Here is an 8,991-nt window from a genome sequence, read left to right on the forward strand (position 1 = left end):
GGCCCCGCCCGCGCCGCGGGGGGGGGCCCCCCGGGGGGGGGGCCCCCCCCCCCGCGTCTCTCCGTCAGCGGTCAAGGGGGACAGCCCCGACTTGTACCAAGCGGTTGCACGTTCTGGAACCCGAAGAGGTTCTTCGGGTCCTGGAGGACCACGAACTTCTCCTTGGTGATGGCCGGGTCCGTGGTGAAGATGTCCGCGGCCTGCACGGTGTTCTTCATCAGCGCCGCCTGGGTCAGGGGGCCGCCCGCGTCCAGGGCCTTGAAGGACTTGAACTCAAGGTGGTCTTCCGCAGGGCAGGTCGCTGAGCCGCTGGGGCGTACAACGGCTGACCGCAAGGCGCGGCAGTGACCAGTAGCGGGACCGGTCAAAGTTCAGTGAGATCGGCCAACCTTCAACGAGACGGGTCAAAGCGGCCACCGGTAGCCTCGCCCGGGTGATGGTGGGCACCGAAGACACGCGGCTGGTCGTCCTGCGCGGGAACAGCGCCTCGGGCAAGTCGTCCGTCGCGGTCGGCATCCGCGATCGCTTCGGCCGCGGCCTGGCACTCGTCGGCCAGGACAACCTCCGACGGATCGTCCTGCGCGAGCGCGACCGGCCCGGCGCGGCGAACATCGGCCTCATCGACACCGTCGCCCGCTACGCCCTCGACGCTGGCTATCACGTCGTCCTCGAAGGCATCCTCTACGCCGACCACTACGGCGCGATGCTCGCCCAGCTGCGCGCCGACCACCGCGGCCCGACCCACGGCTACTACCTTCACGTGCCGTTCGAGGAAACCCTCGCCCGCCACGCCACCAAGCCGATCGCCCACGAGGTCGGCGAGACGGAACTACGCGACTGGTACCGGCCGCTTGATCTCCTGCCCGGCGGCATCGAGACCGTCGTCGGCGCCGACAGCACCCTCACCGAGACCGTCGACCGCATCATGCTCGACACCGGCTTGGCCGGCCTTCCCGCACTGGAGCACTGAGGGCTCGGCCCTCTGGCCCGGCCCCTCACCTCAGTAACGCGCGGAAGCCCGCACTCTCAGTCGGTCGCATCGTGCTCGGCACCGGCCTGGCCCGCCTTCCCGCCCTGGAGCGCTGACACCCAGCGGCCCCATCGAAGGCGGCCTGCCTGGCACCGGACCAGGCCGCCTGGCTCGCGATATAGCAGCCCGACCGGGGGCGGGGCCTGCCGACGACCGCCGTCGAGCCCCACCCCTCGGGCCATCCAAATCCCCAGGGCCTGTCCGGTGTCCTCCCCGCTGACCGGACGGGCCCTGGTCCTCCCAACGTGCCGTCAGAGGCCCACCGAGGAACCGACGGAATGCTGTGACCTGCTGAAACGTGGCATGCGCCGAGTGATGGTCCCGCGTAGACGCGTGGAGATTTCCGGTGGACTTCCATACGCCGGCGGCGTCGGCCTGGGTGGCCGAGGCGGCCATCCCGGATTGGGGACCCGTTGATGACGAACGCTTTGAAGGTGGTGAAGCACCGACGCATGATGCGGTGGGACAGCAGGAGCTCGACCTGAGCGGGGGCCCACGGGCGGGAGCAATCGCATGGCTGCTGCCGTGCAACCTTGCACCCTCCTCGGGCGTGACAAGGCGGTGAGGGCACGACCCCTCAAACCAGTGATGTGGAGGGGGCAATGCGCGATGCACGCGTCTTCGACGATTTCTACGCCGGCCATGTGCGTCGGCTGACCAGCCAGATGTACGCGATGACAGGCAGTCTCGCCGAGGCCGAGGACCTGGTGCAGGAGGCCTTCGCCCGGGCCTGGCAGAACTGGGAGAAGGTATCCGGCTATGCGGACCCGGAGGCATGGGTGCGTTCGGTGGCCTGCCGTATCCGGGTGAGCGTCTGGCGGAAGGCGGCCAACCGGCTCACGGCCCACCGCCGCCACGGCATACCCGACGAGGTGCCCGGTGTCAGCCCTGACTACGTCGCGATCGTCGCGGCGTTGCGGCGCATCCCCTACGAGCAACGGCGGGCGATCGTGCTGCATCACCTGGTCGGGTTGTCCGTCGAGGAGACTGCACGTGAAACCGAAGTCGCGCCGGGAACGGTCAAGGCCCGGCTGTCGCGCGGGCGCCAATCGATGGCGCAGCATCTGTCCGACATCGCGGGCGACCGCCCGGGCGGTGCCGCCCGCCCACCCGGTTTGCGGCCGGCGGTCTCGGCACCCGGCATCGCTCCCGCTGTCGCAACCGACATCCCCGGCTCCGCCGACCAGGAGGTGCACCACCATGACTGAGGACTTCGAGGCCATCCTCCAGGGAGGGTCTGAGGAGCTCGCCGCGCGAACCAGCGCCCAGCCCGCCGCAGTGGTCCGGGCTCGCGGCGACGAGCTGCGGCGCCGTCACCGGATGGCCACCGCCGCACTGGCCGTCGCCCTGGTTGCCGCGGTGGGCGGCGGCACCTTCGCCGTCAGCGGCCATTCCCACCAGGCCCCTCCGCCCGAGGCGGTCGTGAGCCCGACCACACCGGCCACGTCCACGGCCCCGCCGACCGTGACCCCGAAGACCCCCAGCGCGGCGCCGGACGACCCGGCGGCCACACCCCCGTCGACCCCTTCACCGCCGTGCCGTTCCCTGGTGGTGCCACAGGAGGTCAAGGACGCGGTGACCCTGGCGTACCGGCGATCGCAGCCGGGGCTGGTGCACATCGCCCCGGTCAAGGGCACCTTTTACTACGGCGAGTGCGACGGCGTCCTCTACGCGGGGACCTCCTTCACACCGACGGCCGACGCCACCGAAAACGAGCTGGTCCAGCTCCAGGACGAGGGGGGCGCGGAGAAGTACTTCACCAAGGCCAAGGGCAGCGCGTGGACCTTTGCAGCCAGTGACGGGCTCCCGCGCGATCCCCGGGGCTGCGCCGCCATCCCCGAGATCCCGGCACAGCTGGCCACACTCTGGGGCGACTGCCTTGCCCGGCCCTGACCCCGCCAGACCGGGCCATGCCCGGGACTGGAGCGCTCTGCTCCGCACCTGACCTACCTCAAGGACCGACCTGGCCCGCGCCATCGCTGTTCTGGCACGAGCCCAGCAGGACGACACCTGGAACCGGCAACAGATCTCCAACCAGCTCCGGTCCCTACTGTGCGAGTACTACCCATCCGCCCTTGATGCCTTCGCCACCTGGCAGAACGGGCTGTGCCGCCCCCAAGCCCGGGAACTGCTCAGGCTCGCCCCGACCCCCACCAGGTCCGCACGACTGACCCGCACGCAGATCCGGGCCGCCCTCAAGCGCGCCGGCCGCAAACGCGGCATCGAGACCGAAGCCGACCGGATCCGCGACGCGCAGCCGCCGCTGGTCGAAGCGCGGCCGGCGCCGGACTCGACGACCTGAAGGCGACAGCGGTATCGGCGACCGGCTGGTGGCCGACCGCCGATACCTGTCACGTCAGGCCTGTGACGTGCCGCCCCGGCCGAGATGCCGGAGGAAGAACCGGGCCGAGTTGTCGATCTCGAACCTGGGCACCTGGTTATGCCTGCCCGGGTTGGCGTGCAACGTCTTTTCCTTCGAGGCGAAGGCGTCGAACAAGGCGAGACCGGATTGGCGGTCGATTTCCTCGTCGTCCCACGGGAGCAGGAACTCGATCGGGATGGTGATCTGCCCCGCCGCCTCGATCAGGGCCTCGTACACGAAGACCCCACCGAAGGCCGCGGCGGTGATCCGGGGTTCGATTGCCGTCAACAGCAGCCCGATCGCGGTGCCCAACGTCATGCCGCCGTAGCCGATCGGCGCTTCGGTGCCGATCTCGGACAGGGCCTGGAGGGCGTCCAGGGTCGCCTGCCATTCCGGCACGGCACGCTCCGCCAGTGAGGAGTTGTAGTCGACGATGATCGGGCGGATCGGCTCGCCTGCCGCCCGAGCCTGCAGGAGAGCGGCGACCCACTGTTCGTCCTCCGCGTTTCGCGGCCGGTCGCCGTGTCCGGGCGCGTCGATGGCGGCGACGGTGAACCCGTAGCTGATCACGTAGTGGTGTGCACGGGCCAGGATTCCCGGTGCCCTCTTGTGCAGGCCGCCGCTGTGACCCATCAGCACCAGGGGCGCACCATCGGAGCCGGATGCGGGCGACCAGAGCACACCGGGGACCTCACCCACAGTGAAGTCGCGTTCAAGGACACCGTCCGACGATGTCTCCGCAGTGAAATGCACAGAATGCATAGGTCTTGCCTTTCGGGAGTGCCTTGTTGTTGAGGCGCTCCCGGCGACACCTACGTCAATCGCCGACCGTGAAGAAGAGGGGGAGCACCCACATCGATACAGCGTTCATGGGTCTCACCTCCTCGCGCGGTGTCACGGTCGCCCGGACGCTATCAGTCCGGGCGTCATCGCGGCCAACCCATTTTCCTGCCGACCCATCTGCGTGGACCCGGTCGGCCGTTTCACCGATGTTCGCCTGTGAAACACCGTCACCCGGCGGACGGGTCCAGGGCGAACCGTGTTTCATGAGTTGGTGCAAACGGCTCGACAGTTTGAAACCACTCAAGAAACAGTCGGGGCTCGTGAGCGACGACTTCAAGCCTGACCGCGTTCAGCCTGGGCATCACCGTGCCGGACGCGGCCCGGGCCAGGGTGTCCGCGCTGCACCGGGCCCACCCGGTGGACTCCACCAGGGCTTTCAGCATGCAGCCGGTCAGCAGATGAACGAGCAGGCAGGCATGCGGAACACTTCAGCCACAGAACGGCGCGATCGGCCGGAAAATGCTTAGCCCGGCGGCCGGGTACTCGCGTATGGTGATCCGCATGGGAACTCTGTGATAGCCCCGCGCACGACCGCGTAGAGCTCTGCTCCGCCGTCGTAGCGCTCATTCGTCCTCACGAATCCGTTCTATCGGCATGGCCGAGAACAGGGGCTTTCGCATGCGTGCGTCACATTCCTCACCTTCCGTAAATTCCTCACAGCTTTCCCTGCACGGCGTCACCAAGCGATACTGCGACCGCACCGTGCTCGACCAGGTTTCCTTCAGCCTCGCCCCCGGTGAGAAGGCCGGCGTCGTCGGTGACAACGGGGCCGGGAAGTCCACGCTGCTCCGTCTCCTCGCCGGCGAGGAGCGGCCCGACGCGGGTGAGATGAGCGTGGCCGCGCCCGGCGGGACCGGGTACCTGGCCCAGACTCTCGGCCTGCCCGCGGAGGCCACCGTCCAGGACGCCGTCGATCTGGCGCTGGCGGAGCTGCGTGCGCTCGAGGCAGCGCTGCGGCAGGCCGAGGCCGCGCTCGCCGAGGCGCCCGAGGGCGAGGGGCTGCAGGATGCTCTCGCCGCGTATGCGCGGCTGACCGAGCAGTACGAGGCTCGCGACGGGTACGGCGCCGATGCCCGCGTGGATGCCGCGCTGCACGGGCTCGGTCTGCCGGGGCTGGACCGGGGCCGGCGGCTGGGGACGCTCTCCGGCGGCGAGCGGTCGCGGCTGGCGCTGGCCGCGACGCTGGCGTCCCGGCCGGAGCTGCTGCTGCTCGACGAGCCGACCAACGACCTCGACGACCGGGCTGTGGGCTGGCTGGAGGAGCATCTGCGGGCCCATCGCGGAACCGTCGTCGCGGTCACCCACGACCGGGTGTTCCTGGAGCGGATCACCACCACGGTTCTGGAGGTCGACGGCGGTTGCGTCTCTCGCCACGGCAACGGCTATGCCGGTTACCTCACCGCCAAGGCCGCCGAACGCCGGCGCCGACAGCAGCAGTACGACGAGTGGCGTGCCGAACTCGACCGCAGCCGTCGGCTTGCCGAGGCAGGCGTGGCTCGCCTGGACGGCATCCCGCGCAAGATGCCGAAGGCCTGTTTCGGCCACGGCGGGTTCCGGATGCGAGGGCGTGCGCATGGCGCGATGAGCCGTATCCGCAACGCCAAGGAGCGGGTCGAGCGGCTCACCGCGAACCCGGTGACGCCGCCGCCGGACCCGCTGTCCTTCACGGCCCGTATCGCCACCGCGGGCGGGCCGGGCAAGGCGCCGGCCGCGGAGCTCGACGGTGTGGTCGTGGAGAGCCGCCTGCACGTGCCGGAGCTGCGGCTCGACCCGGCCGAGCGGCTGCTGGTCACCGGCCCCAACGGCGCAGGCAAAAGCACCCTGCTGCGCGTTTTGGCCGGGGAACTGCTGCCGGACGCAGGCGCGGTGAGTGTTCCGGGGCGTGTGGGGCACCTGCGGCAGGAGGAAGCGCCGTGGCCGCCGGGACTGACTGTGCTGGAGGCGTTCGCCCACGGTCGCCCCGGTGACCGGGACGAGCACGCCGACCGGCTGCTGTCACTCGGTCTGTTCGACCCGGAGGCGCTGTGGCTGCGCGTCGGGGAGCTGTCGTACGGGCAGCGGCGCCGAATCGAGCTGGCCCGGCTGGTCAGTGAGCCGGTGGACCTGCTTCTGCTGGACGAGCCCACCAACCACCTCTCGCCGGCGCTCGTGGAGGAGCTGGAGGAAGCGCTGGCCGGCTACGCGGGCGCGCTGGTGATGGTCACTCACGACCGTCGGATGCGGACGCGGTTCGTCGGCTCCCGGCTGGAACTGCGCGAGGGGGCCGTCGCCGTCGGGCGCTGAACGAGTGAGGGGCTGGTGCCCTGAAGCCGGAGAGGGCGTTGCCACCGGCAGCGCCCTCTTGGCACTGGGCTTGCCCCCTTCGGCGCCCGCGTACGCGGGCCCGCGCTTCTCGTGCGCTGACTATGAATGTTCACCGGGTTGGTGACACCGACCGAGGGCGTGGCAGGGGAGATGGTTGCCTCACTCTCGACCGCTGTGGCATCGCGGTCGAGAGTGAGGAGAGCAGCGCGGCCGAGTCGGTCCCAAGTCCGTGGAGACGATGACGATGGGGTCAGTGCACGCTGACCGCGACCTCGCCGCTGTAGGTCTCGCGGGTGTTGACGATGGGCTGGGGCAGTCGCCCGGCCGCTTCCCGCATCCCGTTCATGCCGTCGAGGAAGGCGTGCTGTGAGGTCCAGTGCTGGGTCACGACGACCGTCTCCTCATCAGGGTCTTCAACTGTTGGGAAATTCGCTTAAGGATCCGTGTGGATGCTACCTAGCAGAGCCCGTAGGGATCGGTAGCCAATTCTGTGCCCTCCCTTGCGATGGTCTTCAACTAGTGGCGGTTCGCTGTGTGTTCCTGGGCGAATCGAGCGGTGTTGCCGGGGGTGCGTGTCTTTGTGTGATGGTCGGTCGTTAGACCGATTGGGATGCGGGGGTATGCCCGGTTCGGGGCTGTTCGGGATCGTGCGGGAGGGGTGGTGGGCGTGGCCAGGTTGATGGCGACGGCGACGTGCACCGCCTTCCGTGGCGTTCTCGAGGGCAGTGGTGAGCGGGTCGGGCAGCGGGTGCTGTTCGAGCGGGTGTCCTTCCTGGCCTCCATGTGCCAGGAGTTGACCCGGTCACTGGTCGCCTCCCGGTGGGATGAGGCCTCGCTGGATGTGTTTGCCGCCGGTGTCGACGGGCAGGGTGAGGACTTGCCGTCCAAGGGGTGGATGGCGTTGCGCCGCCTGGACTGGCAGGACACCGCCGCACCTGCCGAGGGCGTGTACGTCTCGGACCGGGTGCGCCGGGCCGCCCAGGAGTACGCGGCGCGCGCGTTGCGGCTGGCCGTGCACCGGCGCACCATCGTGGCGGCGATCCTGGCGACCTGGCCCGTCGATCCCCACCGGCGCAGTGAAGTGGAGTGGCGGGCGTTGCGGGCCGTGCTGCCGTCCGGGGTGAGCGGTGCGGAGCTGCGTAACCGGACCCGGCAGGTGCGCGGCTATCTGCGTGAGCACGGGCAACTTCCGGCGGGACTGTGCGAGCTGGAGGGCCCGCCCGAGGTGGCGGCGCAGGTGCTGCTGGCGGCGATGGACCGCCAGCAGGTCACCCTGGCACGGGTGGACGGCACGACGGCGCGGCTGCGGGTGAAGCTCCCGCTGTGTGCGGCCCCGGCTTCGGGGCGGGAGTGGGCCTGGCATGTGATCGATATCCGGCTGCCGGGCACCGTCGGGATCGACGCGGTCCTGCACACCCCCACCCTGCGCCCCACCGGCACCGGCCGGATCGCCGTCGACCTGCCACACTCGCGCCCCACGCCCTCCACCAAGGCGAGCGGGCACCGGGTAGCGCTCGGTTTCGACTGGGGCGTCAATACTCTGCTCACCGGCATGGTCGGTCGCCTGGCCGGGCGGGGCGAGGCTCGCCGGGTGCTCACCGACGGTCGCCCCCTGATCTTCGACGCTACGACGATCAGCGCGAAACTGCACCGGCTGCGCACCCACCGTGAAGACCTCGCCACCCGACGCGACCACTACCGGGCCCTCGCCCACGGACTCGGCTCCCCCTACCTGGCCTGGGGCGAACTCCTTGAGCGGGCGGCGGTGCTGGAGGTTGAGCATGTCCGGGTGTGTGCCCGCATCCGCCGCCTCAATGACGCCCTGGCCTGGGCGGCGGCCCGCTGGGCCGTCGACCAGGCGGCCGCGCTCGGCGTCACCGTGATCTACCTCGAAGACCTCGCCACCCTGGAAGCCCGCGGCCACCGGCGCGGGAACGCCCGGCTGTCGGGGCAGGTGCGCGGCACCGTCGCCGAAGCCATCCGTCACCTGGCTGCCAAGGCCGGCATCGCGGTGGTCACCGTCCCGGCCCGGGGCACCTCCGCGATCTGCCCCAGGTGCCTGGGGCGGCTGGGCCACCACCCGGCCCCCGACCGGCTGGGCGAGCGCGGCTGGAAATGGGCCCACTGTGCTCACTGCGGCCTGTCCCTGGACCGCGACCACGCCGCTGCCCGCCGCATCGTCTCCCGCGGCCTGCTCGCCCAGACCCACACCACCACCGACCGCGCCACCGGCACCCGCACCATCCGCACCCCCGTCGAGGGCACTGTCACCGTGGCACGCCGCCCGAAGCAGACCACCCGCCGCCTGCGCCGCGCCCGCCGGACACAGGCCTTCCCACCCCACCCCCGCGGACCCAACACCACCCCCGGCAAAGGCCGCCCCACCCCCAGCAGGCCAACCGGCCTGCCCCACCGGCGCACCCCACACAACGCCGGTCAACAAGCCCTGGCC

The 8,991-nt window shown here is 70.4% G+C and carries 7 protein-coding genes and 2 pseudogenes; 6 read left to right on the forward strand and 3 right to left on the reverse strand.

Annotated elements, in window-relative coordinates; genetic code table 11:
• Window positions 1–78 precede the first annotated feature (78 nt).
• Window positions 79–278, reverse strand: a pseudogene (locus tag ABT009_RS46950) (glycine betaine ABC transporter substrate-binding protein); the annotation flags it as partial.
• Between the two features lie 158 nt (window positions 279–436).
• On the opposite strand from ABT009_RS46950, the gene ABT009_RS46955 reads away from it, so the two are divergent.
• From ABT009_RS46955 to ABT009_RS46970, 4 genes and pseudogenes are all read left to right on the forward strand, one after another.
• Window positions 437–970, forward strand: coding sequence for a P-loop NTPase family protein (locus ABT009_RS46955; protein ID WP_351309473.1), 534 nt, complete (start codon window positions 437–439; stop codon window positions 968–970).
• Between the two features lie 662 nt (window positions 971–1,632).
• Complete coding sequence (locus ABT009_RS46960) at window positions 1,633–2,238, forward strand: RNA polymerase sigma factor (protein WP_351309476.1); 606 nt, start codon at window positions 1,633–1,635, stop codon at window positions 2,236–2,238.
• A complete protein-coding gene (locus tag ABT009_RS46965) occupies window positions 2,231–2,923 on the forward strand; it encodes a hypothetical protein (protein ID WP_351309479.1) in 693 nt (230 codons plus the stop codon). Before ABT009_RS46960 ends, ABT009_RS46965 begins: the two co-directional genes overlap by 8 nt.
• Window positions 2,924–2,987: 64 nt before the next feature.
• Window positions 2,988–3,302, forward strand: a pseudogene (locus ABT009_RS46970) (IS110 family transposase); the annotation flags it as partial.
• Between the two features lie 84 nt (window positions 3,303–3,386).
• Here the strand turns inward: ABT009_RS46970 and ABT009_RS46975 are convergent.
• A complete protein-coding gene (locus ABT009_RS46975; protein ID WP_351309482.1) occupies window positions 3,387–4,154 on the reverse strand; it encodes an alpha/beta hydrolase family protein in 768 nt (255 codons plus the stop codon).
• A gap of 699 nt (window positions 4,155–4,853) precedes the next feature.
• On the opposite strand from ABT009_RS46975, the gene ABT009_RS46980 reads away from it, so the two are divergent.
• Window positions 4,854–6,518 carry a TlrC/CarA/OleB/SrmB family ABC-F type ribosomal protection protein gene (locus ABT009_RS46980; protein ID WP_351309485.1) on the forward strand — a complete coding sequence of 555 codons (1,665 nt, stop codon included), beginning with the start codon at window positions 4,854–4,856 and terminating at the stop codon, window positions 6,516–6,518.
• Window positions 6,519–6,789: 271 nt separating this feature from the next.
• On the opposite strand, the gene ABT009_RS46985 is transcribed toward ABT009_RS46980, so the two are convergent.
• Window positions 6,790–6,927, reverse strand: coding sequence for a hypothetical protein (locus ABT009_RS46985; protein ID WP_351309488.1), 138 nt, complete (start codon window positions 6,925–6,927; stop codon window positions 6,790–6,792).
• 279 nt (window positions 6,928–7,206) lie between these two features.
• Here ABT009_RS46985 and ABT009_RS46990 point away from each other — a divergent pair.
• On the forward strand, window positions 7,207–8,991 hold a 1,785-nt coding region (locus ABT009_RS46990; protein WP_351309491.1), incomplete at its 3' end, for a zinc ribbon domain-containing protein.

The sequence above is a fragment of the Streptomyces sp. NPDC002896 genome (assembly GCF_040295225.1).
Lineage (GTDB): Bacteria > Actinomycetota > Actinomycetes > Streptomycetales > Streptomycetaceae > Streptomyces.